The following is a 26,688-nucleotide window of genomic DNA, read 5'->3' as shown; positions in this document are numbered from 1 at the left end:
GAGGTGCGGGAACCGGTGCCGGCCCGTCGGCGTCTGAACGCGCACGACCCACCCCGACCGGGGGTTGCCCGAGGAGAAGCCGATGCCGTTCCTGGATCCCGAACCGCTCTACGCCAAGCTCACCTCGGGCGACGCGGCGGGAATCGCCGAGGTCGGTGCCACCATCGCCGACACCAAGGCGTCGTTGCAGACGGTCGCGGACGGGATCTCCGACGGCGCGCTGCGGGCGGCCCGGTCGTGGCGTGGCACGGCGGCGGCCGAGTTCGTCGGCAAGGCGAAAGCGTCCTCGCGAGCCGTCGGCGAAGTGTACGCCCAGCTCAACACCGCCGAGGCAGCTGTCGAGGGCGCCGCGAAGGCGTACACCGCTCTGCGGACGGCAGCCGACGCCGCCATCAAGCCCTGGCGCGAGCTCGGCCTGAGCGATCTCCTCGAAGCGCCGGAAATCGCGATGAAGACCGTCCGGGCGCTGACCGTGGCGCAGCAGACCTACGAAAGCAAGCTCACCGCGCTGGCGGCCACGACCGACGGCGGCTGGGACAGCGACGGCAATGCCGACATCAGCGGCGTTAACCCAGGCGAGCCGTGGACCTCCCAGGGCTTGGCCTACGACGGCGAGAACCTGCTGGTGGGCTCGTACCACGACGGCGACGGTGACGGGAAAGGCGACAGCCCGATCGGGCCTGGACTGTCGCCGAGCAGGCTGACCTACGTCGACTACGAGACCGGCGTGGAGACGGGGAACGTCTATCTCAACGGCCACGGCGACGTCGGCGCGCCCACCCATACCGGTGGCGTCGCGACAGACGGCGAGCACGTCTGGGTGTCGTCCAACGGATACGTGTACGTCTACGACAAGGCCGAACTCGACGCCGCGCAGGACAGCGGCAAACCGGTCGACGCCGTCGACGTGGTCCCGACGCCCGCCCACAGCTATGTCACCTACGCCCAAGGCAAGCTCTTCGTGGGCGACTACGGGAACAACCGGCTCTACGAAATCCCCGTCGGCCCGGACGGCTCACCCCGGCCGGACGAGGCCGGAGATCCGATCGAGACGCCGAACAACGTCCAGGGTGTCGTGGTCCGCGACGACGAGTTCATCTTCTCCTCCTCCGACGGGCACAGCGGCAAGTTCTACCGGCAGGACCGGACGCCGGAGTGGTACGACTTCAACGATCGCGAGGAGATCGAGCTGAAGGGCGGCGAGCCGGGCAATGAGGACGGCTACGACTCGCACGGTGTCGAGGAAGCCGTCGAAATCGACGGGGAGATCGTGCTGGCGCACGAATCCGGCGCCTACGGCTACCAGAAGAACCCTGGCTCGAAGTGGGACGAGCCCGAGCTGACCAGGATCTCCTTGGAAGAGCTGGGTCTCGACCCCGACGGCGCGCTCTCCCCTGTCGAGGCCGGGTACGAAACGGATCCCGATTCGCTGGTCGGCGCCGCCGGTGTCCTGGACGAGGCGACGTCGACGCTGAGCGCCGCGGCCGGCGCGACGTCGCGGCTGCAACTGGTGCCGCGCCTGCTCGGCGAGGTTCCCGCCGCCACCACCTTCAGTGACGCGCTGACCAAGCACATCAGCGCCGCCGGCGATCGGCTGACGGCGGGCGTGGAAACGGTCGGCGGTATCGCGGACAGCCTGGTCACGGGCGCGGACACGTATCGGCGCATCGAGGACCGGATCCGCGACGGGCTGGACAAGCTCGGGAGCGTCCTCCCCTGACCCGGCCGAGATCAGGGGCGCTTCGCGAGCACGTAAGCGAGAGCCGGGACGAACTCACCGGCACGACTGGCGGGAGCCTCTCCGCACGGTCCGTCGGAGACGCCTGGAGTGGTGAGCCAAAGCAGGTGCAGCTTGTCGCGCTCGGGCCTCAGGACCTGGTTCTGTCCCACACGGGCGTCGGCCGGATTGCAGTCCCCGGCGGTCGGTGCTCCGCCGCGGCTGCTGTCGGCCACCATGAAGTAGTCGTTCCTGCCTGTGGCGGCTAGTAGCTGGTGCCGGATGGCGCCCGCGTTCGCGGTCGCGGTGGTCTCGTCGGCGTAGCCACGAACGTTGACCGCGAACCCGTCCACGTCCCGCCCCGTCGAGGCGATCTTCTCCGCGGCGGCCGCCGGTGAGGGCGAATCGGAGACATCGAGCAGGACGATGGTCCGATCGAGCGCGCCGAGGATCTTCGCGGCCGCGGTCGAACACCCCTCGTCCGTTCGGATCACCACCAAGGCGGGCGCCTCCCCGATACCGGCCGCGATCCCGTCGAGCCACGCGCGGTGGCTCGTCCCGCACCCTTCCGCCTGCTTCGGGTCCACCAGGAGGATCGGCATCGTGTTGGTGCCGGCAGCCCGGGCGACGATCTGTTTCACCTGGTCTGGTGCGCGAACGACCTGAGCGGCCGGACGTGAGGCGATCTGGTCGCGAATGACGTCGGCTTCGGGCCCGGGCGGCGCCGAGCGCGCCCAGACAGCGGCCGGGTTGTCCTCGTCAACGTAGAAGCCGCCCGCAGAGCCGAGCAAGGGAAACGGCGCCGCGACGACGGGCGGGTCGATCGCATTCCCCTCCGGCCCGCACGCCGAGACAAAGGCGACCAGGACGACGAGCGCCAACTGACGGCCGCGGCACCCGCCGACGTTGTCCTTCCCCATCGTCCTCATCTTTCACTCGTACTCACCAGATCGCCAGTCCGTTTTGTCCGCTTACGCGATACTCGTATCTTGTTTCGCGCACTACATGCGCGAAACCTAACTCCGATTGATGCACCGTGATAATGCCCCTTATGACTGAGTGCCCGGAAATGGGCGGTGCGGAAGCGGGAAAACGCGCGCGTCGAAGACGAGACGCGTCGGTATGAAGACCTCAGACGGAGAGAGTTCGGCGCTCAGCGGCCAACTGAGAGCGTTTTGCCTGGTCAGGACATATCGACCAGGTCAGCCCAGAGACGCGCTCGTGGCGAAGTCGTCTTCGGGTGCGCGGTCGCCTACGGACCATTCGGCGTAGCCCCGGCAGTGCCTTACAGCTTGAGTTCCCGCCTGAGCCCCAGCAGGTAGCCGGTAGCGCTGCGGCGCTGATCGGCAGCTGCCGCACGAGCTGCTCGGGTGGAGGCCACCAGCTGGACGGCCACGGCACCGCCCGCCGCAAAAAGCGGGGAGAGGTTCATGGTGTGGGCACCGAGGGCGGCAAGCGCCGGCAGTTCCAGCGATCTGAGGCCGATGACTTCACGGATGGGTTTCAGGCGCAAGGAGCGAAGCCCTCGTGTGAGGTCCTTCAGAGGCCGCCTCAAGTTGCGGTCTGCCATGGCGGCGATCCGGGCCTGAACCACTGCCGGGTCGGTGACTTGGTCGAGGGCGGCGAATTGGGATCCGAGCTCATCCAGGTGAACACGGAACGCTTCGAACTCGTCGGAGAGCCGCAACCGTGCCCTGACGATGTCCTTGGCCGGGATGTCGTCGATGGCATGGGGAAGCACGGCCTGCACCGCAGCGGTGGCGTACAGGCCGGCCGCCGGGCCTGTGGCGGGTTGGACCGGGCGGGCGCGTCCGGTCTGTTTATTCGGCAGCCACCAGCAGCCAGGCTCCGGCCCTGGGGCGGAAGGGCCCAGAAGTGCCTCCTCGAAGTCCGTGGCAGTCCAGCCAGGCAGCGCGAAGAGCATGGGGTCGTCGGTCACGGGCACAAGGGCGTTGGCGTGGGCGATCCGGTCAACGAGCGCTCGGGTGTAGACCGACACAAGATGCGGGTGGAGCCCGATCCAGTCGCCAACGGAGTTCTCGTCCGTGTAGGTCCCGATCGGGACCTCATCCCGGGACCTCACCACGAAGTTCCTGAAGGTGCCCCACCAAATCCCTGGAGCGCTGGTACCCAGCTGTGAGCGGTGGAGCCAACCGAACGGCTCCAGGTGTCTTACGCCTTTGCGTGACCTCTCGCTCAGCATCTCGGACGGGAAGCCGTAGCGAGGAAAGAGCTGGGCCTCCTCCCGCTGCATGACCCCCTTCAGCTTCTGGGCCACCTCGTCGGCGTATCGGGCCGGGTCGATGTCTGTGAAGAACCCCAGCTCGTCACGGAGTACCTGGGCCGTCTCGGAGTCGTGGAAGGAGTGACCGGGCGGGTGCACGCGGGCAAGACCCGGCAGGTACAGGGCTGCTCGCTTGAGCCACCCATCGTCCCGCACATGGAAGTACGGGTAGTACAGGCCGACCGGCTCCACGTCTACCCCCACAGTGTCGGGTCAGGACCACCGCCGCCACCGCTGCCGACCCCTGCGGAGCCGGCAGCGGACAATGCGACGGTAGCGCAGCCGACTCCGGTCCGGCGGAATCCGCCGAACATCCAGCCCTAGACGGCCTCGAGGACGAAGAACAGGAAGCTCAAGAAGGCGGTCTTGCCCGCGAGTTCCTCGGGGAAGCGCTCATGCGCGCCCGGTGCCGGGGGGGCTCGCTGATGACGGCGGTCCGGAAGCCCGCCGCGGTGAACGCGTCGGTCATCGCGTGCAGGGGCCGATGCCAGTACGTCAGCACGGCTTTCCGGCCGTTGAAGGAGTACTCGTCGGACCACTTGGCGATCTTGAAGTAGTCAGAGTCGGGATGGACCAGTTTGAACAGGAGCGGGTGGTTGACGGCCATGATCAGCCTGCCGCCCGGTTTCAGCACGCGCCGGATCTCGGCCAGCGGGGCGGTCCAGTCTTCGAGGTAGTGCAGGACGAGAGCCGCGACGACGTCATCGAATGCGTCGTCGGGGAAAGGCAGCGGGGCGCCGATGTCGGCGACCTGGAGGGCCGCGTCGTCTCCGAGTCGTTTCCGGGCCAGTTCCAGCATCTTGGCGCTGGCGTCGAAACCGGTCACGATGGCGCCCCGCTCCCGCAGTGCCTCGAACAGGGGGCCTGCGCCGCAGCCGGCGTCGAGGATCCGCCTGCCGGTCACGTCCCCCGCGAGGTTCAGGATCGCGGGCCGCGTGTAGTAGGCGTTGAGCAGGCTGTCCTCGGTTTCAGCCGCGTACGCCTCGGCGAAGCCGTCGTAATCGTTCTCCATCACGATGCCTTTCACCGAGTCGATCCTGGGTTCCTGCGCTGGTTGAACCGAGCCTTCTTCTGGCGATTCCCGCAGGTGTTCATGTCGCACCATCTGCGGGTGCGGCTTTGGCTGGCGTCGAAGAAGGCGGCCTGGCAGGTCGGTGACGCGCACAAGGCGAATTTCCCGTCCCGTTCGCCCGCGATGAGGCTGATCGCGTCGGCGGCGATCACGCCGAGGGCGTCTTCCACGCCGGAAACCCGCCATCGCCGATCACCCTCGGGTGTCAGGAGGGCCGTGGCCCGTCCCCGGGCGCTGCACTCGTTGATGACTTGGACGGCGGACGCGGGGAGCGCGTCCTGGAGCGCGGTCGCTGTCGCGGCGGCGTGGATCGCTTCCCTCAGTTCACGTGCGAGGTCGAGCTGGGCGGTGGTGCAGGAGTCCACGTCGAGGCCGTTCACGGCCAGCCAGTCGACGAGCCGTTGCGGCGTGGGGATGCGCTCCACGGCGTCGCCATGACGCTCCGTCAGAGTCGCGGTGAAGCTGGTCGCCAGCACGCTGCCGAGGCGGAAGTCGGGAAACCCAGGAGGCATGGAACCACCTTAGCCGGTTGCGAGTCGTCGGCCGAAACTGTTAGAACCGTCTTAGCAGGTTCCACGACTCGGAGGTTCCATGAACGAGGTGCAAGCATTCGAAAGCCGCGCGACGGACGCCGACCTCGAGGAGTTGCGTGCGCGCTTGGCCGCGGCGCGGCTGCCCGAGGCCGAGACGGTCTCCAGATGGGAACAGGGCTTTCCTCTTGCCGACCTCGTCGACGTCGTGGAGTACTGGCGCACGGGGTACGACTGGCGGTCGTTCGAAGAGCGTCTCGACCGGATCGGCCAGTTCCGCACGACCATCGACGGCCTGGGCATTCACTTCCTGCACCGCCGATCCGCGCGCGCGGATGCCACTCCCCTGGTGTTGACCCACGGCTGGCCGGGCAGTGTCGCCGAGTTCGTCGACGTGATCGAAGAACTCGCGGATCCGAAGGACGCGGACGCGCGGGCGTTCCACGTCGTGGCCCCGTCGTTGCCGGGATTCGGCTCCAGCGACAAACCTGCCACCACCGGATGGGGCACCGAGAAGATCGCGGCCGCCTGGGTGGAGCTGATGGGGAGGCTCGGCTACGACAAGTTCCTGGCCCACGGCGGCGACTGGGGAGGCAACATCACCACGGTGCTCGGCGGCAGGTTTCCGGAGCACGTACTCGGAATCCACTCGACGTTCGCGCAGGGCCCGCCCGGATCGTCCATGGACGGGCTGACGGCGGCCGAGCGCGAGTGGGCCGAGCAGACCCGTGATTTCTGGGGCCGTCGCGCTGCGTACGCGAAACAGCAGGCGACCCGGCCGCAGACCATCGGTTACTCCCTCGTCGATTCACCGGTCGGGTTGCTCGCCTGGATTCTTGACAAGTTCGCCGAGTGGTCGGACACCGAAGACAGTCCGTTCGAGACGATCTCCCGGGACCGCGTTCTCGACGACGTGACCCTGTACTGGCTGACGCGGACCGGCGCGTCGGCGGCCCGCATCTACTACGAAAGCCACGACTCGCTGGATCCCGGGCTCCGGGTCGACGTCCCGTCGGCGATCACCATGTATCCGCGCGACATCGAGAAGTGCCCGCGTCCTTGGGCGCAGGAGCGGTACCGGCGGATCGTCCGGTGGCGGTCTCCCGAATCCGGTGGCCACTTCCCGTCGCTGGAGGTTCCCGGATATTTCGTCGAGGACCTGCGGGAAGGCCTCGCGGCGGTACTGGCCGCGGCGGGTCGTTGAGGTCTCAGGGAACGAAGCGTTCGCCGTCGAAGCGCATCTCGAGCGGCGGTCGTCGCGTGGCGGGCTGCCAGCCGGCGCGGAAGGCGTCATGAATGGCGCGGCGGACCTGTGTCTGTGTGGGCAGGAAGGCGTGGTGGTAGGGGTCGAGAACGAGAATCTGGCCGTCTGTGCCGTCTTCCTTGACGCGGATCGCGCGCGTTGTCGTTTCCCAGTCGGCATCAAGGTGCCAGAGGAACGACTGCCCGTTCCGGAGCGAGACTCGACGGGTGTCCTTCTCGGGCCAGGTCATTCCAGCGTGCTCTCGAGGAGGGCGAGCAGTCGTTCCCAGTGGCGCCGCGATCCGGCCTCGTCGAAGGCGTCTGTGTCGGCCATGGTGAAGCCGTGGACGGTGCCGGGATAGATCTCGCAGCTGTAGCCCACGCCGGCGGCGTCGAACGCCTGACTGATCTCGGTGATGGCCTCGGGTGTCATGTCGTTCTCGGCGAGTCCGAGATGAACTTCCGCGGTGAGGCCAGGGATCCGCCGGTGCGGGCTGTCGGGCTGGTCGGTGACCAGGGCTCCTGGGTGGAACCCGGCGACGGCGGCGACTCGATCGGGGTGGGCCGTCGCGGTGCGCATCGCGAGGACGGCGCCCATGCAGTAGCCGATCGTGGCGATCGGTCCGCCGCGAACCTCGCGCTGGGCGGTGAGGAAGTCGAGGTACGCGGCGGCGTCGCCCAGCGCGCGTTCGGCGGTGTGCGCTTCGATGAGCGGCATGATCTGGCCGAAGAGCGCGGGACGGTTTTCGGTGGTGATGTGCTCGGGCAGATCGAACACGGGTGCCGGGCGGTGCCGGTGGAAGACGTTCGGGACGAGTACGTAGTAGCCGTGTCCCGCCAGTTCGCGGGCCATGCCCCACAGGGCGGGGCGAGGCCCGAACGCGTCCGGGTACATGAGGACACCCGGATACGTTCCGCCGCCGTCGGGGAAGGCGGCGAAGGCGTCGGACCGGCCGTCCGGAGTGGGAATGCTCAGCGTGGTGGCGGGAATGGCGGTGCTCCCTCTGTCTCGTCGGTGTGCCTCCGAACGTAGACGATCAAGCTCGGCCCAGGCGCAGCCGATCGGCCAGTCCGGCCGCGGTGAACGCGGCCACCAGGTCGTCGCGGCCTTCGGTGAAGTGCTCCCAGCTGTCGATGTGCACGGGGACGACCGTGCGGGCGCCGAGAATCCGCGTCGCCTCGGCGGCCAGAGCGCTGTCGAGGACGAGCAGGGCGCCGTCGAAGACCGGCTTCAGCCGCGGAGCCCCGGCGAAGAGCACGGCGGTGTCGACCGGGCCGAACCGGTCGGCGACCTGCCGGACGGCGTCGAGCGAGGCGTTGTCGCCGCTGACGTAGACCGTCGGCAGACCTTGGCCGGTGAGCACGAATCCGACGACGTCGCCGGTGACCTTCTCCGAACCTTCCGGCCCGTGGAGCGCGGGCGCGGCGGTCACGGTCACGACTCCCCCGCCGGGCCGGTCGAGGTCGACCGTCTCCCAGGTCGCCAGCCCTTTCGCGGTGCCGCCCAGCCTGCCCGCGCCGCTGGGCGTGGTGAGGGTCAGGGGGACGTCCGCCAGCAGCTGCCGGCCGGAGTGGTCGAGGTTGTCGGGGTGCTCGTCGTGGGAGAGCAGGACGGCGTCGATGTGGCCGAGGTCCGCGGGCTTCAGCGAGGCCGGCGCGGTCTTGGTGAGGCCGGGTTTCCCGTCGGGCCGCCCGTAGTGGCCGGGCTCGTCGAAGGTCGGGTCGGTCAGGAACCGCAGGCCGCCGTAGTCGATCACGGCGGTCGGGCCGCCGGAGACCTGGACCGAGAGCTGTTCGCCGAGCTGGTGCATCGTTCTCCTCACGGATACTTATGTCGTCTTCCGTGAGAACACTAGTCAGTTCTCACGGAAGAGTGCAACAACGTCCGTGAGGATCTACGATGAGCCCGTGGACGACACCGCTGCCCTTCCCCCGGCCCCGGGCGCCGAGCAGTACGTCGCGCTGGCGCTCGCCAACACCACGATCGCGTTGCCCGGCGGCCAGTTCACCGATGTGCTCGGCACCCCGGCCGCCGCGACGCAGTGGCTCGCCGAGCAGGGGCTCGCCCCGGTCGACGCCGGATTGCAGGAGATGTGCGCGGGCCTGGTCCGGTCGTTGCGCGAGCAGGTGCGGGTGCTGCTCGCGTCGAGGTCGTGCTCGGATCCGGCTCCGCAAAGCGCCCTCAACGCCGTCAACGAGGCGCTGAGCAAGGCGCCCACCGCGGAACTCCTGCACTGGGACCCCGCCCGTGGGCTGTACCGCACCGCGTCGCATCCGATCACCCAGATCGTCGAGCACGCGTTGGCGACGCTCGCCGCCAACGCCGCGGACCTGTTGACCGGTCCGGACGCGGAGCGGATCGCCGCCTGCGGGTCGCCGCCGTGCACGCGGTTCTTCCTGCGCAACGGGCGGCGCCAGTGGTGTTCGGTGCGTTGCGGCGACCGGGCTCGCGCGGCCCGCGCCTATGCCAGGCGTGCGCAGCCGGCCGGTCAGCGGTAGGACGCGAACTGGTCCAGCAAAGGCTTCGGGGAGTCTTCGGCGAAGCAGAGGACGAGGCTCTCGGCGGATTCGGCCGCCGACGCCTCACTTCGCGGGAACAGCGCAGCCTCGTACGTGCAGAGGGCGGCTTCGACATCGCCGGGATTCGCGGCGAGCGCGAGACCGAGTTCGGCGCCGTCGAGCATCGCGAGGTTGGCGCCCTCTCCGGCGAACGGTGACATCAGGTGGGCGGCGTCCCCGAGCAGGGTGACACCGGGGACACGGTCCCAGCGGTGACCGATCGGCAGCGCGTGGATCGGCCGCGGGATCAGCTCGCCGTCTGCGTCGGTGACCAGTGCGCGTAGTCCCGCGTCCCATCCGTCGAAGTGGTCCAGGACGGCCGCTTTCGCGGCGGCGGTGTCGCTGAAGTCGACGGTGGAGATCCAGTCTTCGGCGGTCTTCAGCGCGACGTAGACGTGGAGGCTGCCGGCGGTGTCGTGATGCGCCAGAAACCCTTTGCCCGCACCGAGGGCGAAGAACATGCCGCCGCCGACGAGCGCCGCGCTCGCGGGATGGCGGGTCTCGGCGTCGTTCAGGTGCACTTCGACGAAGGAGACGCCTTCGTAGGCCGGTGCGGCGGAGGACACCAGAGGCCGGACTTTGGACCACGCGCCGTCGGCGCCGATCAGCAGGTCCGTGGTGAACTTCGTGCCGTCGGCCAGGACGACTTCGTGCCTGCCGCCGCCGAGCGGGTGCGCGCCGGTGACCTTGGCGCCCCAGCGCACGGTGCCTTCGGGCAGGGAACCGAGCAGCAGGTCGCGCAGATCGCCCCGGGCCACTTCCGGGCGTCCGCCGTCGCCTTCGTCGATCTCCTCGTGATGCACGATCGCGTGCCGGTCGAGGATGCGCAGGGCCTCGCCGCCGGGATGCACGATCGCCCGGAATTCGTCGTGGAGGCCGGCGGCCCGCAATGCCTCCTGCCCGGAGTCCACGTGGATGTCGAGCATTCCGCCCTGCGTGCGCGCGGACGGCGAGGCGTCGAGATCGAAGACCGCTGCCTCGATGCCGTTGACGTGGAGGACTCGGGCCGAGGTGAGCCCGCCGAGTCCGGCGCCGATGATCGCGATGGGGTGGTGTGTGGTCATGCCTGGTTCCTTTCGGCGGGGAGCCCGGTGTGGGTGATCCCGGTGATCAGTACCCGCAGTCCCCACGACATCCGCTGCTCGGGTGCTCCGGTGAGCAGGTCGGCCGCGTGGGCGGCGATCTGGGGGTGGGTCGTCTCGTCGGCGTCGCGCACGGCGCGGGCCAGCGCGTCCCACTCCTCCGGCGACTCCTCGTCGGCATGCTCGGCCGCGGTCGCCGTCGCGTGCTGCAGGAGGATGTCGATTCCCCACGCGCGCCGCTCGGGTGCCACGTCGCCCTCGGCGAGGAGGGCGAGCAGGTTTTCGCACAGCGCGAGGTAGTTCTCGCCGCTCGGGCGGGCCACCAGCGCGGACAGGGCGAGGCCGGGGTATTCGAGCAGCGTCGCGGTGTAGGCCGTGAGCAGCCGTTCGAGCCGATCCCGCCAGTCGCCGTCGGAGGACGGTGAGGGGATCGTGCCGAGGAGTTCGTCGAGGATCGCCGCGTGCAGCTCGGCGGTGTTGCGGACGTAGACGTAGAGCGAGGCCGCGCCGGTGTCGAGTTCCTGTGCCAGACGGCGCATCGTGACCTTCCGGAGGCCCTCTTCGCGCAGGATCGCGACCGCCGCGGCGACGATGCCGTCACGGGTCAGCGCGGGTTTGGCCGGTCGTTCCCGGCGGCTCTTCTCGGGTGCCATGCCTTCATCATACCGAACATGTTCGTGACGAACATGTTCGGCATGGGTCGCAGCTGCTTCGCTTCATGAACAGGAGGGTGAAATGACAACGGCAGAGAGATCGACTCTCCCTGCCACTTTCAACATATAGCGCACCAGGGGGCTTGCGGCAAGACCCCGGTCATGCCGCAGAATCCCCCGCCGTACCGGCATGAGCTCGACAAACGGGGGAACTCTTGATCGACGTGATCATCGCGGGCGGCGGACCGACCGGCATGATGCTGGGCGCCGAACTGCGGCTGCACGGCGTCCATGTGGTCGTCGTGGAGAAGGACCTGGAACAGACGAAGGTCGTCCGCTCCATGGGGCTGCACGCGCGCAGCATCGAGGTGATGGACCAGCGTGGCCTGCTGGAGCGATTCCTCGAGAACGGAACGAAGTACCCGGTCGGCGGCTCCTTCGCGGGTATCCAGAAATCGGCGCCGCCGCTGGACAGCGCGCACGCCTACATCCTCGGCATCCCGCAGACCGTCACCGACCGGCTGCTGATCGACCACGCCGCCGAGGTGGGCGTCGAGATCCGGCGTGGCCGCGAACTGGTCGGCCTGAGCCAGGACGAGGACGGGGTGGACGTCGAACTGGCCGACGGCACGAAACTGCGCTCGCGATACCTCGTCGGCTGCGACGGCGGGCGCAGCACGGTGCGCAAACTCCTCGGGATCGGCTTCCCCGGGGAACCCGCCACCGCCGAGACCCTGCTGGGCGAGATGGAATTGACCGAGGACTGGGAAACCGTGCTCGCCGTGATGACCGAAGTCCGCAAGACCCAGCTGCGCTTCGGCCTCTCCCCCATCGGCGACGGGGTGTACCGGGTCGGCGTACCCGCCGAAGGCCTGGCCGAAGACCCGCGGATCCCGCCGACCTTCGACGAGGTCAAACGACAGCTCAAAGCCGTCGCGGGCAGCGATTTCGGCGTGCACTCACCGCGCTGGCTCTCCCGCTTCGGCGACGCCACCCGCCTGGCCGAGCGCTACCGGGACGGACGCGTCTTCCTGGCAGGCGACGCGGCGCACATCCATCCACCGGTCGGCGGGCAGGGGCTCAACCTCGGCGTCCAGGACGCCTTCAACCTCGGCTGGAAACTGGCCGCCGCGGTCAACGGCTGGGCGCCGGAGGACCTGCTGGACACCTACCACACCGAACGGCATCCGGTGGCCGCCGCGGTGCTGGACAACACCCGTGCGCAGATGCAGCTGATGTCACTCGATCCGGGCTCCCAGGCGGTCCGGCGGCTGGTGGCGGAACTCATGGAGTTCGAGGACGTGAGCCGGTTCCTGACCGAGAAGATCACCGCGACCGCGATCCGCTACGACTTCGGCGAAGGGCATGAGCTTCTCGGTCGCCGGATGCGGGACCTGGACCTCAAGCAGGGACATCTTTACGGGCTGACCCGCGGCGGCCGCGGTCTGCTGCTCGACCAGACCGGTGCGCTGTCGGTTCAGGGCTGGTCGGACCGGGTCGATCACGTCGTCGACGTCAGCGAGGACCTGGATGTCCCGGCCGTCCTGCTGCGGCCGGACGGTCACGTGGCGTGGGCGGGCGAAGACCGGCACGAGCTCGTCGGTGCCTTGCGACGGTGGTTCGGAGAGGGCGAAGTCCTCTAGCGCGCCGGAGGCGGCGGCTATTGGCTGAGGGCGTTCCGAAACCGCTGCCACGACAGGAGTTGATGACCATGGCCGGACGGGTGGTGCACTTCGAGATTCCGTTCGAGGACGGCGAGCGCGCACGCGGCTTCTACCGGGAGGTCTTCGGCTGGAAGGCCGACACGATGCCGGGGATGGACTACACGATGGTCGCTTCGGGGCCGACCGCCGAGACCGGCATGCCCGCGGAGCCTGGGTTCATCAACGGCGGGATGCTGGCCAAGGAACTCAGCCCCGCGCCGGGCCCGGTGATCGTGCTCGACGTCGACGGCATCGACGACACGCTCGCGGTCATCGAGAAGCAGGGCGGCGCGACCCTCGTCGGCCGGACCGCGGTCGGCGACATGGGTTTCGCCGCCTACTTCAAGGACCCGGAAGGCAACGTCATGGGGCTCTGGGAGAACGCGGGCCAAAGCTGACACCGGGGCCCGTGGCCGGCGTGGTCACGGGCCCTGCGGCCCCCGGTACGGCAACGTCTGGTTGTAGACGATGTTGGTGTTCGTGCTGCCGAAGAGCGCGAGCTCGTTGACGATCTCCTCCAGCCGTCCCATCGACGGAGCCGCGATCTTCAGCGAATAGCAGTCGTCACCGGTCGTGCGGAGGCATTCGAGGATCTCGGTCCGCTCGGCCAGGAGCTTGTGCAACGGCGCGTGCTTGCTGCCCGGGTACTTCAAGCGCACCACCGCGAGCACCACGTACCCGGCCTTCTCCAGATCGACCTCGGCGCGATAACCGGTGATCACCCCGGCCGACTCCAGCCGCTTGACCCGTTCCGTCGTCGCCGACGCGCTCAAGCTGACCCGCTTCCCCAGCTCGGTGAGCGGAAGGCGCCCGTCCTTCTGGAGCTCGACCAGGATCGCCCAGTCCGTCGCGTCGAGAATCTCGGCCATCCGGGGAGAATACCGGCAGATCCACGGCGGGAACGGCCATACGCCGGGAAAGATCCCTTCCCGGGATTCGGGCGTCGCCGATAGCCTTGACCTGTGCGAATAGGTGTCAACGTCCCGAATTTCGGACCGGGGACCGACCCCGGGATCCTCCGCGGCTGGGCCACCACGGTCGAAGGCCTCGGCTACGACCTGCTGATGGTGTCCGACCACGTCGCCATCACCCCCGACGTCGCCGAGCAGTACCCGGCGCCGTTCTACGAACCGTTCACGACGCTGTCGTGGCTCGCCGGCGTGACGGACCGGATCCGGCTGGGCACCACCGTGCTCATCGTCCCGTACCGGCATCCACTGCTCATCGCCCGCATGGCCGCGAACCTGAACCAGCTCAGCGGCGGACGGCTCGTCCTCGGCGTCGCCTCGGGCTGGGCCCGTCAGGAGTTCGAAGCGCTCGACGTCCCGTTCGAGCACCGGGGACGGCTGACCGACGGCCATCTCGACGCCGTGCGGAAGGCGTGGGCCGACGACGCCGACTACCGCGCCGGCGACATCCCGATCTGGGTCGGCGGCAACAGCGACGCCGGGATCCGCCGCGCCGTCCGGCTCGGGGACGCCTGGCACCCGCTGCGGGCCACCCTTCCCTGGCTCACCGAAGCGCTCACCAGGGTCAAGACCATCGCCGACGCCCACGATCGGCCGGTCCCCGCGTTCGCCCCGCGGATCCTGCTCAACGTCACCGAACACCCGGTCACCGGACCCGATCGTCCCGCCGGGGAAGGCACGATCGAGCAGATCGTCGACGACCTCGACCACCTCCGGAACCTCGGCGCCGAGACGGTCGTGCTCGACCCGTTCTCCGGCGACCCCGACGAGACCCTCCGCCCGGAAGCCGCCTGGCAGGCACTGGCGACCGTGGCCGCACACTGGGAACTGGGCCGCTACCGAACCGAACAGGACCGACGATGACCGAAGAAGACGAGAAGTTCCTCCGCCGCGCCATCGAACTGGCCGCGAAATCCCGCAAGGACGGCGACCCGCCCTTCGGCTCGCTGCTCGTCGGCGCCGACGGCACGGTGCTGGCCGAAGACCACAACACCTCGGTGTCGCAATCGGACATCAGCCTGCACCCGGAACTGAAACTCGCCGTGTGGGCCGCCCGCGAACTCGAACCCGCCGTCGCCGCGAAGACCACCATGTACACCAGCTGCCAGCCGTGCGGGATGTGCCAGGGCGCCATCGAACGCTCCGGCCTGGGCCGGGTCGTGTTCGCCCTCTCCGGCGAACAGGTCACCGCGCTCAAGCCGCCCGTCACCACGCCGCCCGTTCGGCTGGAGGGACCGGCGTTGTACGACGAGGCCCGCGTCCCCGTGGAGGGCTACTACACCTCGTGAGCGATAAAGACGGTTAGATCCCTCCTTTACTCGACCGGCTCGGTACCTGTGTCCCGTGCTCGCCTGAGTACATGAAGGACCCCTTCCTGTACTCAGGCGCAAGGATGGGGGCCTTCATGTACTGGGGAAGGTGTGAAGGCCAGGGGGATCAGCCGTAGCCCGAATCCACCCTTGCCGCTCACGAGGGGCGCGGTCCCGTCGCTAGGATGATCACGATGTCCGCCGAACTCGTGCCCACCGCGCCGGAACCGCCGTCCCGGCTTCCGGAAACCAGGCCCGAGAACCGGCGGCAGATCCTCGCCGAAGCCGTCGCGCTGCTGCCCGCGCTTCCCCCGGCCGACCCGCTCGACCGGTACGCGATCCGGCACATCACCACGCTCTGGCTCGAGACCGACAAGACCGATCACACCCGCCGCGCCTACTACGCCGACCTGTCGGCCTGGCTCGGCTGGTGCGCCCGCACCGGGCTCGACCCGCTCGTGGCGCGCCGCGCCGACGTCGACGCCTGGAAGAACACCCTCACCGTCACCGGCAAGGACGGCCTGCCCCGGCCCGCCGCGGACTCCACCGTCGCGCGGACCCTCGCCGGCATCTCCAGCTGGTACCGGTACCTGCAGTCCAACGACATCGCCGACCGCAACCCGGTCTCCGCGGTCAACCGGCCCAAGACCGGCAAGACCCCGCCGCTGCCAGCGCTCGGCGGCGAGTCGACGGCGAAACTGCTGAACCACATGGAGAAGCGGGCCCGCGCGAACGACACCGAACCGTCCTGGCGTGACGCCGCGGTGGTCGCGATCCTGTTCTACACCGGCCTGCGCGTCTCCGGCCTCACCACCGCGACCGTGCAGGACCTCGACACCGACGCCGGGCACACAATCCTGCGCTACACCGCCAAAGGCGGCCACCGCGACTTCGTCCCGCTCGTCCCCGCCGCGCAGCACCCGCTGCGCCGCTACCTCGAACTGCGCGCCGCACGCACCGGCGTCCGCCCCGACGAGCTGACCGGCCCGCTGCTCGCGACCATGCCCCACCGCTACGACAGCACCAAATCCGGCGGGAAACCGCTGGCGCAACGGGATGTCTGGTTCCTGCTGCGGGCACAGGCCCGCGCCGCCGGACTCCCCGAAGCGAACACCATCTCCCCGCACACCGCGCGGCGCACCACCGGAACCCTGTTGCTGGCCAACGACGTCCCGGTCCAGAAAGTCCAGGACCTCCTGGGACACGCCGACATCCGCACCACCCGCGACCGCTATGACGCGCATCGCCACAAGCTGGAGACCTCACCCGTGCACGCGCTCGCGCAACTGCTCGCCGACGCGCGGCACCGTCAGAGCTGAGCCTGCCCCAGCTGGGACTTCGTCGCCCCGATCACCACACCGTCGACCCGCGCGAGCCAGCTCCCGCACAGACACCGGACGTACTCCAGCCTCCCCTGGGAGACCCGCTGGGACGTCGTCGCGCTTCCAGGCAGTTCGGCCAGCGGCCACCCGCACCGCGGGCACTTGTTCGCTTCCATGCCCCGATCGTGCTGTAATGAGTCAATGCACTTCAACCCTTACGGCGGCGCGGCGGCACAGATCGCCGCCGACCTGGTCAACCTCGGCGACGCCGCCGACCCGGCCACGCTGACCACGATCTTCCGCGACCGCATGACCGTCGCCGCCGTGAAGGACCACGAATCGACCGAGATCATCGCCTGGACCAAGAGACTCCGGGACGTCTTCGAAGCCGACCCGGCCACCCGCGTCGACCTGGTCAACGCGCTGCTCCACGATTCCGCGTCCAAGCCCTACATCTCCACCCACGACGGCAAGGCGCCCCACCTGCACTACGTCGACGCCGAAGCCGGCACCGCGTCCCGGGTCCGGGCCTACACCGCGGGCGGGCTCGCACACCTCGTCTGCGACGCCCCGGACCGCTTCGGCGTCTGCTCACGCGAAGGCTGCGAAACGGTCTACGTCGACGTCTCCCGCAACGGACGCCGCCGATTCTGTTCCACCCGCTGCGCGACCAGGGTCCACGTCGCCGACCACCGGAACCGGCAAGCGTCCTAGATCGCGTACCGCCACGCCGTCAGCGCGTGCGCCGAGAACCACGCACCCAGCACCACCCACGCCACCGCGGCCGCCACCGCCGTCACCGTCCGCCGCTTCGACAACCCGATCGCGATCGGCACCAGCACCGGGAAAGCGGGCAGGATGAACCGGATCTTCGCATCCGGCAACCCCCGCGTGCCGATCGCCAGCAACAGCACCCCGGCCCCGTACAGCGTCAACGGCCACGGCACCCGGAGGAACGCCGCCACCAGCACCAGCGCCACCGCGCCCAGCAGCAGCAACACCGTCAGCGTGCTGAACACCGACTCGTCCCCGGTCAACCGCGCCACCACCGAATCCATGGTCTCCGCACCGAAGTCGAACTCGGTGTTCCAGCCCCGCAACTCGATGTCCTGCCAGCCGGTCCAGCTGCCCGTCCGGTACGCGACGAACCCCAGATACCCGGCGACCCCCAGCGGAGCCACCATCGCACCCGCCAACGCCCACCAACGCTCCTCGGCACGCCGGAAGACCGCGACCAACGCCGCCACCACGACCACCGCGACCAGCACCACCGCCGTCGACCTCGACAACCCGGCCGCGAAAGCGCACAGACCCGCCAGCATCCAGCGCCGCTCCAGCACACCCACCAGCGACCACACCGCGAACGCGCAGAACACCGCTTCCGTGTAAGCCATCGAGAACACGATCGCCATCGGCGCCCCGGCCCACAACGCCACCAGCAGCAGCCCGGTCCGGTCACCCCGCTCCGGCGAAACCGCCCGCCCGATCCGGATCAACCCGCACGCCAGCACCAGACCGGCCAGCACCGACACCGTCAACGCCGCCATCACCACATCCGGCCCGAGCCACATCACCGCGCCGACGAGCTTCGGATACAACGGGAAGAACGCCATCGGCGCGTCCGAATACGGCTGCCGCGCCGCGTCCAGGGTCCCCGGCAGATCCGCGTACCCGTGCACCGCCAGCCGCAGATACCACTGCCCGTCCCACGCCGTCAGCCGATCGGTCAACGTGGCACCACGCCGGGCGGCCAGCAGATCGAGCAGCTGGACACTCGCCGTCCGGATCACGAGATACAGCAGGATCGCCCGCGGATAAGGCGACGACGCCAGTCTGTCGAGCGCTCTCTCGAACACACGCGCCGGACGCCCCTGCCGGGGCGCCTTTTCGGGAGCGGCGGGCTGATCAAGGTCGTCGACTTCTCGGAGCACGCTCAGAGTGTCCACAATGCGGAGTCAGCTCGCCGTTCGGTCCCGAAGATTCCCGGCTCCGCGCAGGTGGGAAAGGCCACAAACCAGGCTTGTGACCCCACCTCGATCTTGTGTTTCCCAGCCACCGCCCCCGGCTCCTACGTTCGAAGTCATGAGCGAACAGAACCTCAAGGACACCGTCGCGATCATCGCCGGCGGCGCGAAGAACCTCGGCGGACTCCTCTCCACCACCCTCGGCGAAGCCGGCGCCAAGATCGTCGTCCACTACCACGGAGACGCCTCCGCGGCCGACGCCGACAAGACCGTCGAAGCCGTCCGCGGCGCGGGCTCCGAAGCCATCGCCGTCCAGGGCGACCTCACCACGGTCGCCGACGTCCGCCGCCTCTTCGACACCGCCATCGACACCTTCGGCCGGGCCGACATCGCGATCAACACCACCGGCATGGTCCTGCGCAAGCCGATCCTCGAAACCACCGAAGAGGACTACGACCGCATGTTCGCGGTCAACGCCAAGGCCGCCTACTTCTTCATCCAGGAAGCCGGACGACGCCTTTCCGACAACGGCAAGATCATCAGCCTCGGCACCTCCCTGCTGGCGGCCTTCACCGACGGCTACTCCACCTACGCCGGCGGCAAAGCCCCACTGGAACACTTCACCAGGGCCGCCGCCAAGGAGTTCGCCGACCGCGGCATCTCGGTCAACGTCGTCGCGCCCGGCCCGATGGACACCCCGTTCTTCTACCCGCAGGAAACACCCGAGCGGGTCGAATTCCACAAGTCCCAGGCCATGGGCGGACGACTCACGAAGATCGAGGACATCGTGCCGATCATCCGGTTCCTGGCCACCGACGGCGCCTGGTTCACCGGCCAGACGATGTTCCCCAACGGCGGCTACACCACCCGCTGACCCTTACGCTGGCCGAGACGCCGTAGCCGGACACGAAGGGGAACCCCGGGGTGGGCCTGGACCTGTACAAGCTGAACCACCTCATCGCCGTCGCCGAAGAAGGCAGCTTCACCCGCGCGGCGACCCGGCTGCACCTGAGCCAGCAGGCGCTGTCGACCTCGGTGCGCACGCTCGAGCGGGAAGTCGGCGTCCCCCTGCTCGAGCGGAGCGCCACCGGAGTCACCGTGCTCCCCGCCGGACAGGCACTGATCGCCGACGCCCACCTCCTGCACGGCATCGCCGACTCCGCCGTCCGGCGCGCCAGGCGCATCGGTCGCAGCGAACCGGAACGACTCCGCGTCGGCCACACCCCCGCCGTCACCGGCGACGAGGTCACCGCACTGCTGCGCAGACACCAGACCGACCCCGGCCTGATCATCGACGTCAACCAGCGCTACCCCGACGAACTCGTCGCACAACTGCTCGGCGGGCAACTGGACCTCGGCCTCGGCCGCGCGCTGACCCTCGCGCACGGCCTGGTCGGGACCACCCTGATCCGGCAGCGGCTCAACGTCGCGGTCGCCGCCGGACACCGGCTCGCCGAACGTGAGTACCTCGCCTTGACCGACCTTGACGGCGAGGAGATCACCGTCTGGGGGCACCCCGGCCGGTCCGGATACACCGATCTGCTCGTCAACCTCTGCCGCGACGCGGGATTCGAACCCCAGGTGCGCCGCAACCCCATCCAGGGAACGCCACCGGTCACCGCGGTCATCGACACCGAAAGCGTCGCGTTCGTGACCGCGCCACCCGGACCGGCGGCAGGCGGCGCCGTCCACGTCAGGGAACTGCGACCTGCCGTACACGTCCCGCTGCAAGCCCTTTGGCCGCAGCACAGCACTTCCGACGCACGCCAGGCGTTTCTCGCGTCGGCCCAGGGCTTTTAGGCACCGCGCCGGTCGTGGTGATCCAAGAGCTTCGCCAGCAGCTCGGTGAACCGCTTCCGCTCGTCGGCCGAAAGCGGCGCCAGAAGCTCGTCCTGCCGTTCGGCCAGCTGTTTCTCCAGCCGTCGCAACTGCCGTTTGCCCGCGGTGGTCAGTGAGATGACGTTGCGCCGCCGATCGGCCGGATCCGGGGCACGCTCGACCAGCTCACGCTCGGCGAGTTCGTTGATCGTCGCGACCATCTCGCTCACGTGGATGCCGCTCCGACGGCCCAGCATCGCCTGACTGGCGGGCCCGAACTCGTCCAGCGTCGCCAGCACGCGGTAGTGGTAGCCGCGGGCGTCGGCGGCGGAGAACCCGTCGGTCACCAGGCGATGCGCATGGCTCGCCGTCTGCGTGAGCAACCAGCTGGGCAGCTTCCGCCAACCGCCGTGCGGCTCCTGAGAGGAGTTCTGCATGTGACGAGTCTAACGAATCGTTGGGCACCCGAACGATTCCGATATCGTTAGGCCACCAAACGTTTAGCAACCGAACGATTCGCGGAGCCCACGTGACGATCAAGCCTTTCCACATCGACATCCCCCAGACCGATCTCGACGACCTCGCCGACCGGCTGGCCCGCACCCGCTGGCCCAACGAGGTCGCCGACGCGGGCCTGGACTACGGATTCCCGCTCGCCCGCCTCAAAGAACTCGCCGAATACTGGCGAACCGGGTACGACTGGCGCGCCCACGAAGCCGAACTCAACAAGCTTCCGCACTTCACCACCGAAATCGACGGCCAGAACATCCACTTCGTCCACGTCCGGTCGGCGAACCCGGACGCGATCGCACTCGTCCTCACCCACGGCTGGCCCGGATCGTTCCTGGAGTTTCTCGACCTGATCGAGCCGCTCTCCCCCGACTTTCACCTGGTGATCCCCTCGATTCCCGGCTACGGTTTCTCCGGCCCGACCCACGAACGAGGGTGGAGCGCCGAGCGGATCGCCCAGGCCTGGGCCGAGCTGATGCGCCGCCTCGGATACGAGCGCTACGGCGCACAAGGTGGCGACTTCGGCTCGGGGATCTCAACGGCACTCGGCGCCGCGGCACCGGAGCACGTCGTCGGGGTACATGTGAACTACCTGCCGACCCGCCCGGATCCGGACGCCGGCCTCGAACTGTCCGAAGAGGACGAAGCCCGGCTGGAGAAGGTGAAGCGACTGATGGCGAATCGCCCGCCGTATCAGGCTCTGCAGGCGGCGACCCCGCAGACCATCGGCTACGCGTTGACCGACTCGCCGGTCGGCCAGCTGGCCTGGATCGCCGAGCGCTTCGCGCAGTGGACGGATCCACGCACTCCGGTCAGCGACGACCGGATGCTCACCGACATCTCGCTGTACTGGCTGACCGCGACCGCGGCCTCGTCCGCGCGTCTCCACCACGACGCAGGAAGAGGAAACACCCCTTGCCGGGCACCGCTCGGCGTCGCGGTGCTTCCGTATGACATCACGCAGTCAGTGCGACCACTGGCCGAGCGCCTGTACGACATCAGGCACTGGTCGGAATTCGAACACGGTGGCCACTTCGCCGCGATGGAAGTCCCGGACCTGCTCGCCGAGGACATCCGCGACTTCTTCCTCGGGCTGCTTGGCTCGAAGCCGTTTTTCTCTGTTTAAGCTGAAGTTTTTTGAACTTCGCCCGAATGTATAGGTCGTTATACATCTTGAATGATCAGCGATGCGCCAGGATGTCCGCCGCCTCGACCGTTCTCCGGTCTTCCAGGACACGCTGCTTCGCGTTCTCGATATGCCGGCGCATCGCCGTGGCCGCTTGGTCGGCCTCCCCCGCCACCAAGGCGTCGTAGACGACGCGGTGCTCTTCCGCCGCCAACCCGGGCGCTCCCCCGGCGGAGCCGAGCTTGGCGAAGAACCGGAACCTCTGCACCTGGCCCCCGAGTGACCGGTAGGCCTTCTCCAGGAACGGGTTGTCCGCTTGCGCGGCGATGAGCAGGTGGAACCGCTCATCGATCGTCCAATACGCGCTGAAGGCCGCCGTGTCGGGCGACGTGGCCGCCCGCGCGAGGTCGTCGACGCCGGCCTCGTCACCGACGGCGCACCACGGACCCTCGCGTGAACGCGATCCTGGCGCTGGTCGCGTTCATCGCCGCCATCGTCGTGTGGAACGCGGTCTTCAAACGCAACATCGGCGAAGCGATGGCCGTCGGCTTCCTCGTCACCGCCGCTTTCGCGGGCACAGACTTCTTCGCCGTTGCATGGGAAAGCCTGATCGACGGGCTCAAGTCCGAGATCACTTTCGCGGCTCTCGCGTTCGTCTTCGTCAGCGAACTGCTCACCAGGACCGGACTCGTCCAGCGGATGGTCGACATCCTCAGTTCCTTCCTCGGGCGACGGCGAGGGGATCCGCCTACGCCGCGACCGTCGCCTCCGGACTGTTCGGCGCGGTGGCCCACAACGGTGCCGCTATCGTCGCGACCGTCGGATCGATCATCATCCCCTGGATGAAACGGTCGAAGGCCAGCGGCGAGACCGCCGCCATCGTCCTTTCCGGGAACGCCGGCGTCGGCGCCACTTTTCCCTTCAGCGGCGCGTTCTTCATCCTCCTCGCCGCCCCCACCGTGCTGCCGGTGCTCAGCGCGGGCGACATCGTCGCGACGGTCTTCGTCACCGGTGCCTGGATGGTGGGGATGCGGCTGCGCGCGTCGTTCAAGGTCGGCTGGCCATCGCTGGTCGTCCTCGGCTCGATCGCCGTCCCGATCCTGCTCACCGCGCCACCGACCGCGGACTTCGTCTCGGACCGCATCGGCATCGACGCCCCGGACGCGATCCCGCTGCTCATCTGGCTGCCGATCGTCATGCTGCTGGTCGGCCTGCTCGTCGAGCGGAAACTGCTGCCGAAGGGGCGGGCGCAGTGGTGGGACCTGTTCGGCGCGGTCGGGCCCAAGCTCGGCCTGGTCGGGGTCACGATGATCTCGGCGTTCGCCGCCTCGAACGTGTTGAAGACACTCGGCCTGGACGATCAGCTCAAGCCGTACCTGGAGGGCCTCACCGGTGTCTCCCCGCTGGTCGCGGCCATCGTGGTCGGTGTCGTCATCGTGGTCGTCGCCGGACCGCTCAACACGACGTCGACCGTCGCCGCCGTGGGCCCGGTGGCGTTCGCCGCGTTGACCGCGTCGCCTTCGCGGCGATCCTCGTGTGGGCGTCGTCGGAGGGATGCTCACCACCCGGCGCCGCGCCGCTCTACGTCGCGGCGGGCATCGCCGAGATCAACCCGGTGCGGATCTTCGTCCCGGTCGTCCTCTACTACCTGTTGCCCACCCTGCTGTTCGGCGTGCTGATGGCCGTCGGCCTGCTATGGCTTCCCGGAGCGTGATCGCCGTGTACCGGATACTGCTGGGCGCGACCCGCGTCTGTTTGTTCGCGTTCCTCGCCGGCGGCTTCGTCGTCGTCGCCGGGCAGACACTCGGCATCGTCGTCGAGTCGGGTCCGATCGTGACGGCGTTCGGCACCGACGTCGCCGACCATGTCTGTGTCGTCGCCGGGATCGCGGGGATCCTCGCGTTTTTGTTGCTCTATACGAGAGAAGGGCGAGAGAACGGTTCTGACGCCGAAGAATGACGTGCGTCGCCCGACGTATATGGCGTTATACGTCAGGGAGGCAGCCTACCCGCGGATCGACTCACACGAAATGGCACTCAGTGCCACGATCAGGGTTCGGTCAAGGCGGCGTTGACCTTGGCGATGACGGTGTGCAGCGGCGTCGACGTGGTCATCACCGCCACCATGGTCGTTTCGGCCGCGGCGTCCTGGACCTTGAACGCGTCGATCACCAGCGCGAAGGCCTCCGCCGCACTGGCGGCGATGTCGTCCTGGCCGCCACTGCGCAGCCAGCGCCGGAGCACGTGGTTGTTGGCGGCCGCGATCGCCGCGGCGGCCACGGCCGCCCGCAGGCTCGCCGTCTCGTCACCCTGTTCGGTGAATCGTGCCCGCAGGTAGCGGGCGAGTACGCGCTGATAGCGGTCGACGGTCGCGACTTCCTTGTCCCGCAAGGAAGGCACCGTCCGCGTCAGCGTGAACCGCTTGAGCGACACGTCGAGTTCCGCAGCGTAGGAGTCGAGGACCAGGCCGACGGCGGCACACGCCACCTCGACGGGATCGCGATCCGGGTCCGCGGCGGCGAACGTCTCCTCCATCTCCGCCACGATCTCGTCGTGGTTGGCGAAGAGCACGTCGTCCTTGGCGTCGAAGTACCGGAAGAACGTCCGGCGCCCCACTCCCGCCGCGGCGGCGATCTCGTCCACCGTCGTGGCCTCGTACCCCTTGGCCACGAACAGGTCCACCGCCGCCGCGGCGAGCGCACGACGCAGACGGCGCCTCCCGTCGGGGGTCGCGCCGGCTCTGGTCACCGGCGCTCGGCGCGGCGAATCGGTCATAGCCGGACGGTAGCAGCCACTTGCTAGTGGCACTGAGTGCCGTTAGGCTGTGCGGAGTCCCCGGGGAACCACGTCCCCATCCCCCGCTCGGAAGGCGCCGACGATGTCGCTGGACCACCAAGTGCTCCCGGTCGAGTCACGTTCGATCCGCCCCCGGGGCGATGCCTTCTACGGCCGGCTCTTCGGCTGGTCGCTCAAATGGCGAGGCCCGCAGCCGTTCCTGGTGCTGGAAGGCGGGATCTGCGCGGTGACCTTGCCCAAGATCAACGGCGCCGAGGTACTCGGCAGGCTCGCCGACACCGGATGCGGAGGCCCCGCCATGGCGGTACTGACGCAGCAGGGTCCGCGGGTGGCCATTCTCGCGGAGACCGACGGGCTGCTTCCTTCTCGGGACACCCTGCCGCAGCATGTCGAAGTCCTCGCCTGGGGCACGCTACTCCCCCTGCCCGTCGACTCCGGCCGAGCCGAGGCCCACGCGGAATGGCTCTCGGCACCGGATCCCCGGCAGCGGTGGCTTCCCAGCCTGGACGCCGTCCTCGCGAGCGTCCGGCCGAGGTAGCACGGCTCACGCCGCCACCGACGCCTGCGCGGAAACGACCAACGCTCCACCGTCCGATTCGGACAGAGTGATCTCGAGCGTCGCGCCTTCGGCCAGCGGCGGCAGATCGCTCAGGGTCACACGGCCGATCAGCCGTTGCCCGCGGCGGGCGTTCACCGCGCCGGAACGCCGGACTTCGATTCCCGAGCGGTGCCACACGCGAACACTGCCGGTCGCCCGGCCCCGCCATCGGCTTCCGCACCAGGCCGCGAGCGCGGCCCCCGCCGTGTTGCACAGGACATCGTCCAGCGAACCCACCCGTCCGGCGCCCTGCCAGACCTGCAGGCATTCGATCGACACGGACACCGCGAACGCCGTCATGACGATCCGCGGCACGGGCTTCGCCCAGTCGAAGCGCGACGGCACGAGCACCGCGAGCGGCGCCAGCAGCAGAATGTTGCCCGCCAGCTGGACCAGGGCGAAGTCCGTCCGATCGTCGAACACGGGCAGGACATCGCCCAGCAAGTGGAGACTCACCGACGATCCGCGGCCTGGCATCGGCGCCGGTACGAACACGATCGCCAGTACCGCGAAAAGCGAGGCCAGCAAAGCGAAATCCAGCGCGATCGCGGACCGGCGCCGCCGGTTTCCCCGAAGGCGCGCGACGAATTCGGCGACGACGGCACCGGCCGCGGCGGCGAGCAGCGACCACGGTGCGGCGTCGGAGAACGCCTGCCACCACCATCCCATGCACTCCCCTTTCGCCGATGATCGTCTTCGGCGAGGGTGGCAGGATCGTGAAGACCAGACAAGAACCCTGGCTATTGTCGGTGAATAACTACCATTCGCGTTGATACTTCACAGAGTTCGATTGTCACGGCCGTGCGGTCAGCGGCCGAGTGCCGGCCCGATCCACCGGCGGACCAAGGCACGCAACTGCTCGTCGGTGTGCGCCGGCGTCGAGGGGTACTGCAGGAACGACAGGAACAGGCGCATCAGCATTTCGGCGAGGCCCTCGAAGTCCTCGTCGGTCGTGACCCCCACCGCGGCCCAGTCGACCGGCACGTTCCGGAGGATCCGCGCGCCGAGCGCGAACGACTGCGAAGAAGTCACCGCCACGGTGAAGACATCGGCCTCCCCCGCTTTCAGGAGCAGCCCGAGATACGGCTCGTCGGGGACCGCGCGGACGCCGAACACCACGGATTCCACGGCGACCTCGGCGGGGTCGGCGAACGTGGCCAGATGCCGTTCCATCCGCCCGGCGAACTCCTCGACCCGGTCCAGCGCGACCGCGCTGAGGATGTCGGCGAGGCTCGGGAAGTAGCGGTAGACGGTCTGGCGGGTGACGCCCGCTTCCGCGGCGACGTCGGAGAGGCTGGTCTTGGCGAGGCCGACCCGGTCGATGCAGGCGGTCGCCGCCTCGACGATGCGGCGGCGTGCCTCGCGCTCGGTTCCGGGCGGGTTGCCCCGCCATCCGTGGTGCCCCATACGCCTCATCTTCCCCGAACGGAGAATC

At 68.8% G+C, this 26,688-nt stretch carries 29 protein-coding genes and 3 pseudogenes; 15 read left to right on the top strand and 17 right to left on the bottom strand.

Features of this window, described 5'->3' with window-relative positions; translation table 11 throughout:
* The first annotated feature begins 82 nt into the window (after nt 1-82).
* The gene (locus DMH01_RS16480; RefSeq protein ID WP_125677682.1) at nt 83-1,720 is read left to right on the top strand and encodes a WXG100 family type VII secretion target; all 1,638 of its coding nucleotides are present in this window, start codon (nt 83-85) and stop codon (nt 1,718-1,720) included.
* A gap of 11 nt (nt 1,721-1,731) precedes the next feature.
* Here DMH01_RS16480 and DMH01_RS16475 read toward each other — a convergent pair whose 3' ends face one another.
* The 4 genes and pseudogenes from DMH01_RS16475 to DMH01_RS16460 form a co-directional block, all read right to left on the bottom strand.
* On the bottom strand, nt 1,732-2,637 hold the full coding sequence (locus DMH01_RS16475) for a glycoside hydrolase family 6 protein (protein ID WP_125677680.1): 906 nt from the start codon (nt 2,635-2,637) through the stop codon (nt 1,732-1,734).
* 365 nt (nt 2,638-3,002) lie between these two features.
* Nucleotides 3,003-4,193 (bottom strand): DUF6236 family protein, encoded by a 1,191-nt coding sequence (locus tag DMH01_RS16470; protein WP_125677678.1) that lies wholly within the window; start codon nt 4,191-4,193, stop codon nt 3,003-3,005.
* Between the two features lie 128 nt (nt 4,194-4,321).
* Nucleotides 4,322-5,013, bottom strand: a pseudogene (locus tag DMH01_RS16465) (methyltransferase domain-containing protein).
* Between the two features lie 11 nt (nt 5,014-5,024).
* Nucleotides 5,025-5,585, bottom strand: coding sequence for an ABATE domain-containing protein (locus DMH01_RS16460; RefSeq protein ID WP_125677676.1), 561 nt, complete (start codon nt 5,583-5,585; stop codon nt 5,025-5,027).
* Nucleotides 5,586-5,664: 79 nt separating this feature from the next.
* Here DMH01_RS16460 and DMH01_RS16455 point away from each other — a divergent pair, with 79 nt between their 5' ends.
* On the top strand, nt 5,665-6,807 hold the full coding sequence (locus DMH01_RS16455; RefSeq protein WP_125677674.1) for an epoxide hydrolase family protein: 1,143 nt from the start codon (nt 5,665-5,667) through the stop codon (nt 6,805-6,807).
* Between the two features lie 4 nt (nt 6,808-6,811).
* Here DMH01_RS16455 and DMH01_RS16450 read toward each other — a convergent pair whose 3' ends face one another.
* The 3 genes from DMH01_RS16450 to DMH01_RS16440 are packed head-to-tail and all read right to left on the bottom strand — an operon-like array spanning nt 6,812 to nt 8,656.
* Nucleotides 6,812-7,096 (bottom strand): hypothetical protein, encoded by a 285-nt coding sequence (locus DMH01_RS16450; RefSeq protein WP_125677672.1) that lies wholly within the window; start codon nt 7,094-7,096, stop codon nt 6,812-6,814.
* Nucleotides 7,093-7,836 (bottom strand): dienelactone hydrolase family protein, encoded by a 744-nt coding sequence (locus DMH01_RS16445; RefSeq protein ID WP_125677670.1) that lies wholly within the window; start codon nt 7,834-7,836, stop codon nt 7,093-7,095. The genes DMH01_RS16450 and DMH01_RS16445 overlap by 4 nt, the downstream gene beginning before the upstream one ends.
* Nucleotides 7,837-7,882: 46 nt before the next feature.
* Complete coding sequence (locus DMH01_RS16440; RefSeq protein WP_125677668.1) at nt 7,883-8,656, bottom strand: MBL fold metallo-hydrolase; 774 nt, start codon at nt 8,654-8,656, stop codon at nt 7,883-7,885.
* A 97-nt stretch (nt 8,657-8,753) separates the two neighbouring features.
* Here DMH01_RS16440 and DMH01_RS16435 point away from each other — a divergent pair, with 97 nt between their 5' ends.
* A complete protein-coding gene (locus DMH01_RS16435; protein WP_125677666.1) occupies nt 8,754-9,344 on the top strand; it encodes an ABATE domain-containing protein in 591 nt (196 codons plus the stop codon).
* Here the strand turns inward: DMH01_RS16435 and DMH01_RS16430 are convergent.
* Together DMH01_RS16430 and DMH01_RS16425 are read right to left on the bottom strand one after the other, a co-directional pair.
* On the bottom strand, nt 9,335-10,468 hold the full coding sequence (locus tag DMH01_RS16430) for an NAD(P)/FAD-dependent oxidoreductase (RefSeq protein WP_125677664.1): 1,134 nt from the start codon (nt 10,466-10,468) through the stop codon (nt 9,335-9,337). The two genes, DMH01_RS16435 and DMH01_RS16430, sit on opposite strands and share 10 nt — an antisense overlap.
* Entirely contained in the window at nt 10,465-11,139 is a 675-nt protein-coding gene (locus tag DMH01_RS16425; RefSeq protein WP_125677662.1) for a TetR/AcrR family transcriptional regulator, read from the bottom strand. Before DMH01_RS16425 ends, DMH01_RS16430 begins: the two co-directional genes overlap by 4 nt.
* A gap of 215 nt (nt 11,140-11,354) precedes the next feature.
* Here DMH01_RS16425 and rox point away from each other — a divergent pair, with 215 nt between their 5' ends.
* Nucleotides 11,355-12,782, top strand: coding sequence for a rifampin monooxygenase (gene rox, locus DMH01_RS16420; protein ID WP_125677660.1), 1,428 nt, complete (start codon nt 11,355-11,357; stop codon nt 12,780-12,782).
* Between the two features lie 68 nt (nt 12,783-12,850).
* Nucleotides 12,851-13,240, top strand: coding sequence for a VOC family protein (locus tag DMH01_RS16415; RefSeq protein WP_125677658.1), 390 nt, complete (start codon nt 12,851-12,853; stop codon nt 13,238-13,240).
* Nucleotides 13,241-13,264: 24 nt separating this feature from the next.
* On the opposite strand, the gene DMH01_RS16410 is transcribed toward DMH01_RS16415, so the two are convergent.
* Entirely contained in the window at nt 13,265-13,711 is a 447-nt protein-coding gene (locus tag DMH01_RS16410; RefSeq protein WP_125677656.1) for an Lrp/AsnC family transcriptional regulator, read from the bottom strand.
* 93 nt (nt 13,712-13,804) lie between these two features.
* Here DMH01_RS16410 and DMH01_RS16405 point away from each other — a divergent pair, with 93 nt between their 5' ends.
* The 3 genes from DMH01_RS16405 (at nt 13,805) to DMH01_RS16395 (ending at nt 16,439) form a co-directional block, all read left to right on the top strand.
* Nucleotides 13,805-14,674, top strand: coding sequence for an LLM class flavin-dependent oxidoreductase (locus DMH01_RS16405; protein ID WP_125677653.1), 870 nt, complete (start codon nt 13,805-13,807; stop codon nt 14,672-14,674).
* Nucleotides 14,671-15,099, top strand: coding sequence for a nucleoside deaminase (locus tag DMH01_RS16400; RefSeq protein WP_125677651.1), 429 nt, complete (start codon nt 14,671-14,673; stop codon nt 15,097-15,099). The genes DMH01_RS16405 and DMH01_RS16400 overlap by 4 nt, the downstream gene beginning before the upstream one ends.
* 215 nt (nt 15,100-15,314) lie before the next feature.
* On the top strand, nt 15,315-16,439 hold the full coding sequence (locus DMH01_RS16395) for a tyrosine-type recombinase/integrase (RefSeq protein ID WP_158633236.1): 1,125 nt from the start codon (nt 15,315-15,317) through the stop codon (nt 16,437-16,439).
* Here DMH01_RS16395 and DMH01_RS16390 read toward each other — a convergent pair.
* Nucleotides 16,430-16,618, bottom strand: a complete 189-nt coding sequence (locus DMH01_RS16390) for a hypothetical protein (RefSeq protein WP_125677647.1) — start codon at nt 16,616-16,618, stop codon at nt 16,430-16,432. The two genes, DMH01_RS16395 and DMH01_RS16390, sit on opposite strands and share 10 nt — an antisense overlap.
* A gap of 25 nt (nt 16,619-16,643) precedes the next feature.
* Here DMH01_RS16390 and DMH01_RS16385 point away from each other — a divergent pair, with 25 nt between their 5' ends.
* The gene (locus DMH01_RS16385) at nt 16,644-17,156 is read left to right on the top strand and encodes a CGNR zinc finger domain-containing protein (protein WP_125677645.1); all 513 of its coding nucleotides are present in this window, start codon (nt 16,644-16,646) and stop codon (nt 17,154-17,156) included.
* Here the strand turns inward: DMH01_RS16385 and DMH01_RS16380 are convergent.
* Nucleotides 17,153-18,373 carry a hypothetical protein gene (locus DMH01_RS16380; RefSeq protein ID WP_233621553.1) on the bottom strand — a complete coding sequence of 407 codons (1,221 nt, stop codon included), beginning with the start codon at nt 18,371-18,373 and terminating at the stop codon, nt 17,153-17,155. The two genes, DMH01_RS16385 and DMH01_RS16380, sit on opposite strands and share 4 nt — an antisense overlap.
* A gap of 151 nt (nt 18,374-18,524) precedes the next feature.
* Between DMH01_RS16380 and DMH01_RS16375 the strand changes: the two genes are divergently transcribed.
* Both DMH01_RS16375 and DMH01_RS16370 read left to right on the top strand, forming a co-directional pair.
* Nucleotides 18,525-19,280, top strand: a complete 756-nt coding sequence (locus DMH01_RS16375; protein WP_125677641.1) for an SDR family oxidoreductase — start codon at nt 18,525-18,527, stop codon at nt 19,278-19,280.
* A 50-nt stretch (nt 19,281-19,330) separates the two neighbouring features.
* Nucleotides 19,331-20,206: a LysR substrate-binding domain-containing protein gene (locus DMH01_RS16370; RefSeq protein ID WP_125677639.1), complete on the top strand. Its 876-nt coding sequence runs from the start codon at nt 19,331-19,333 to the stop codon at nt 20,204-20,206.
* Here the strand turns inward: DMH01_RS16370 and DMH01_RS16365 are convergent.
* The gene (locus tag DMH01_RS16365; protein ID WP_125677637.1) at nt 20,203-20,661 is read right to left on the bottom strand and encodes a MarR family winged helix-turn-helix transcriptional regulator; all 459 of its coding nucleotides are present in this window, start codon (nt 20,659-20,661) and stop codon (nt 20,203-20,205) included. The two genes, DMH01_RS16370 and DMH01_RS16365, sit on opposite strands and share 4 nt — an antisense overlap.
* A gap of 92 nt (nt 20,662-20,753) precedes the next feature.
* Here DMH01_RS16365 and DMH01_RS16360 point away from each other — a divergent pair, with 92 nt between their 5' ends.
* The gene (locus tag DMH01_RS16360; protein WP_199745513.1) at nt 20,754-21,860 is read left to right on the top strand and encodes an epoxide hydrolase family protein; all 1,107 of its coding nucleotides are present in this window, start codon (nt 20,754-20,756) and stop codon (nt 21,858-21,860) included.
* A 55-nt stretch (nt 21,861-21,915) separates the two neighbouring features.
* On the opposite strand, the pseudogene DMH01_RS16355 reads toward DMH01_RS16360, so the two are convergent.
* Nucleotides 21,916-22,260, bottom strand: a pseudogene (locus tag DMH01_RS16355) (FCD domain-containing protein); the annotation flags it as partial.
* A 137-nt stretch (nt 22,261-22,397) separates the two neighbouring features.
* On the opposite strand from DMH01_RS16355, the pseudogene DMH01_RS16350 reads away from it, so the two are divergent.
* Nucleotides 22,398-23,539 (top strand): annotated as a pseudogene (locus DMH01_RS16350) (TRAP transporter large permease subunit).
* A gap of 16 nt (nt 23,540-23,555) precedes the next feature.
* Nucleotides 23,556-23,819 (top strand): hypothetical protein, encoded by a 264-nt coding sequence (locus DMH01_RS16345; RefSeq protein ID WP_233621550.1) that lies wholly within the window; start codon nt 23,556-23,558, stop codon nt 23,817-23,819.
* 89 nt (nt 23,820-23,908) lie between these two features.
* Here the strand turns inward: DMH01_RS16345 and DMH01_RS16340 are convergent, their stop codons facing one another.
* Nucleotides 23,909-24,634 carry a TetR family transcriptional regulator gene (locus DMH01_RS16340; protein ID WP_125677635.1) on the bottom strand — a complete coding sequence of 242 codons (726 nt, stop codon included), beginning with the start codon at nt 24,632-24,634 and terminating at the stop codon, nt 23,909-23,911.
* A 103-nt stretch (nt 24,635-24,737) separates the two neighbouring features.
* On the opposite strand from DMH01_RS16340, the gene DMH01_RS16335 reads away from it, so the two are divergent.
* Nucleotides 24,738-25,193: a glycogen operon protein GlgX gene (locus DMH01_RS16335; protein WP_125677633.1), complete on the top strand. Its 456-nt coding sequence runs from the start codon at nt 24,738-24,740 to the stop codon at nt 25,191-25,193.
* 6 nt (nt 25,194-25,199) lie between these two features.
* On the opposite strand, the gene DMH01_RS16330 is transcribed toward DMH01_RS16335, so the two are convergent.
* A complete protein-coding gene (locus DMH01_RS16330; RefSeq protein WP_125677631.1) occupies nt 25,200-25,922 on the bottom strand; it encodes a VanZ family protein in 723 nt (240 codons plus the stop codon).
* A 138-nt stretch (nt 25,923-26,060) separates the two neighbouring features.
* Nucleotides 26,061-26,660, bottom strand: a complete 600-nt coding sequence (locus DMH01_RS16325) for a TetR/AcrR family transcriptional regulator (RefSeq protein ID WP_125677629.1) — start codon at nt 26,658-26,660, stop codon at nt 26,061-26,063.
* Between the last annotated feature and the right edge of the window lie 28 nt (nt 26,661-26,688).

This window comes from Amycolatopsis sp. WAC 04182 (genome assembly GCF_003947465.1).
GTDB lineage: Bacteria > Actinomycetota > Actinomycetes > Mycobacteriales > Pseudonocardiaceae > Amycolatopsis.
Note: the sequence above shows the minus strand (reverse complement) of the source record. Positions and strands in the feature narration are given on the sequence as shown.

Bases quoted from the DNA above. Each gene is read 5' to 3' on its own strand.
- DMH01_RS16480 (WP_125677682.1), top strand. From the start codon at position 83: ATGCCGTTCCTGGATCCCGAACCGCTCTACGCCAAGCTCACCTCGGGC.
- DMH01_RS16475 (WP_125677680.1), bottom strand. From the start codon at position 2,637: ATGGGGAAGGACAACGTCGGCGGGTGCCGCGGCCGTCAGTTGGCGCTC.
- DMH01_RS16460 (WP_125677676.1), bottom strand. From the start codon at position 5,585: ATGCCTCCTGGGTTTCCCGACTTCCGCCTCGGCAGCGTGCTGGCGACC.
- DMH01_RS16455 (WP_125677674.1), top strand. From the start codon at position 5,665: ATGAACGAGGTGCAAGCATTCGAAAGCCGCGCGACGGACGCCGACCTC.
- DMH01_RS16450 (WP_125677672.1), bottom strand. From the start codon at position 7,096: ATGACCTGGCCCGAGAAGGACACCCGTCGAGTCTCGCTCCGGAACGGG.
- DMH01_RS16440 (WP_125677668.1), bottom strand. From the start codon at position 8,656: ATGCACCAGCTCGGCGAACAGCTCTCGGTCCAGGTCTCCGGCGGCCCG.
- DMH01_RS16430 (WP_125677664.1), bottom strand. From the start codon at position 10,468: ATGACCACACACCACCCCATCGCGATCATCGGCGCCGGACTCGGCGGG.
- DMH01_RS16425 (WP_125677662.1), bottom strand. From the start codon at position 11,139: ATGGCACCCGAGAAGAGCCGCCGGGAACGACCGGCCAAACCCGCGCTG.
- DMH01_RS16415 (WP_125677658.1), top strand. From the start codon at position 12,851: ATGGCCGGACGGGTGGTGCACTTCGAGATTCCGTTCGAGGACGGCGAG.
- DMH01_RS16410 (WP_125677656.1), bottom strand. From the start codon at position 13,711: ATGGCCGAGATTCTCGACGCGACGGACTGGGCGATCCTGGTCGAGCTC.
- DMH01_RS16400 (WP_125677651.1), top strand. From the start codon at position 14,671: ATGACCGAAGAAGACGAGAAGTTCCTCCGCCGCGCCATCGAACTGGCC.
- DMH01_RS16395 (WP_158633236.1), top strand. From the start codon at position 15,315: ATGTCCGCCGAACTCGTGCCCACCGCGCCGGAACCGCCGTCCCGGCTT.
- DMH01_RS16390 (WP_125677647.1), bottom strand. From the start codon at position 16,618: ATGGAAGCGAACAAGTGCCCGCGGTGCGGGTGGCCGCTGGCCGAACTG.
- DMH01_RS16385 (WP_125677645.1), top strand. From the start codon at position 16,644: ATGCACTTCAACCCTTACGGCGGCGCGGCGGCACAGATCGCCGCCGAC.
- DMH01_RS16375 (WP_125677641.1), top strand. From the start codon at position 18,525: ATGAGCGAACAGAACCTCAAGGACACCGTCGCGATCATCGCCGGCGGC.
- DMH01_RS16365 (WP_125677637.1), bottom strand. From the start codon at position 20,661: ATGCAGAACTCCTCTCAGGAGCCGCACGGCGGTTGGCGGAAGCTGCCC.
- DMH01_RS16345 (WP_233621550.1), top strand. From the start codon at position 23,556: ATGGCTTCCCGGAGCGTGATCGCCGTGTACCGGATACTGCTGGGCGCG.
- DMH01_RS16340 (WP_125677635.1), bottom strand. From the start codon at position 24,634: ATGACCGATTCGCCGCGCCGAGCGCCGGTGACCAGAGCCGGCGCGACC.
- DMH01_RS16335 (WP_125677633.1), top strand. From the start codon at position 24,738: ATGTCGCTGGACCACCAAGTGCTCCCGGTCGAGTCACGTTCGATCCGC.
- DMH01_RS16330 (WP_125677631.1), bottom strand. From the start codon at position 25,922: ATGGGATGGTGGTGGCAGGCGTTCTCCGACGCCGCACCGTGGTCGCTG.
- DMH01_RS16325 (WP_125677629.1), bottom strand. From the start codon at position 26,660: ATGGGGCACCACGGATGGCGGGGCAACCCGCCCGGAACCGAGCGCGAG.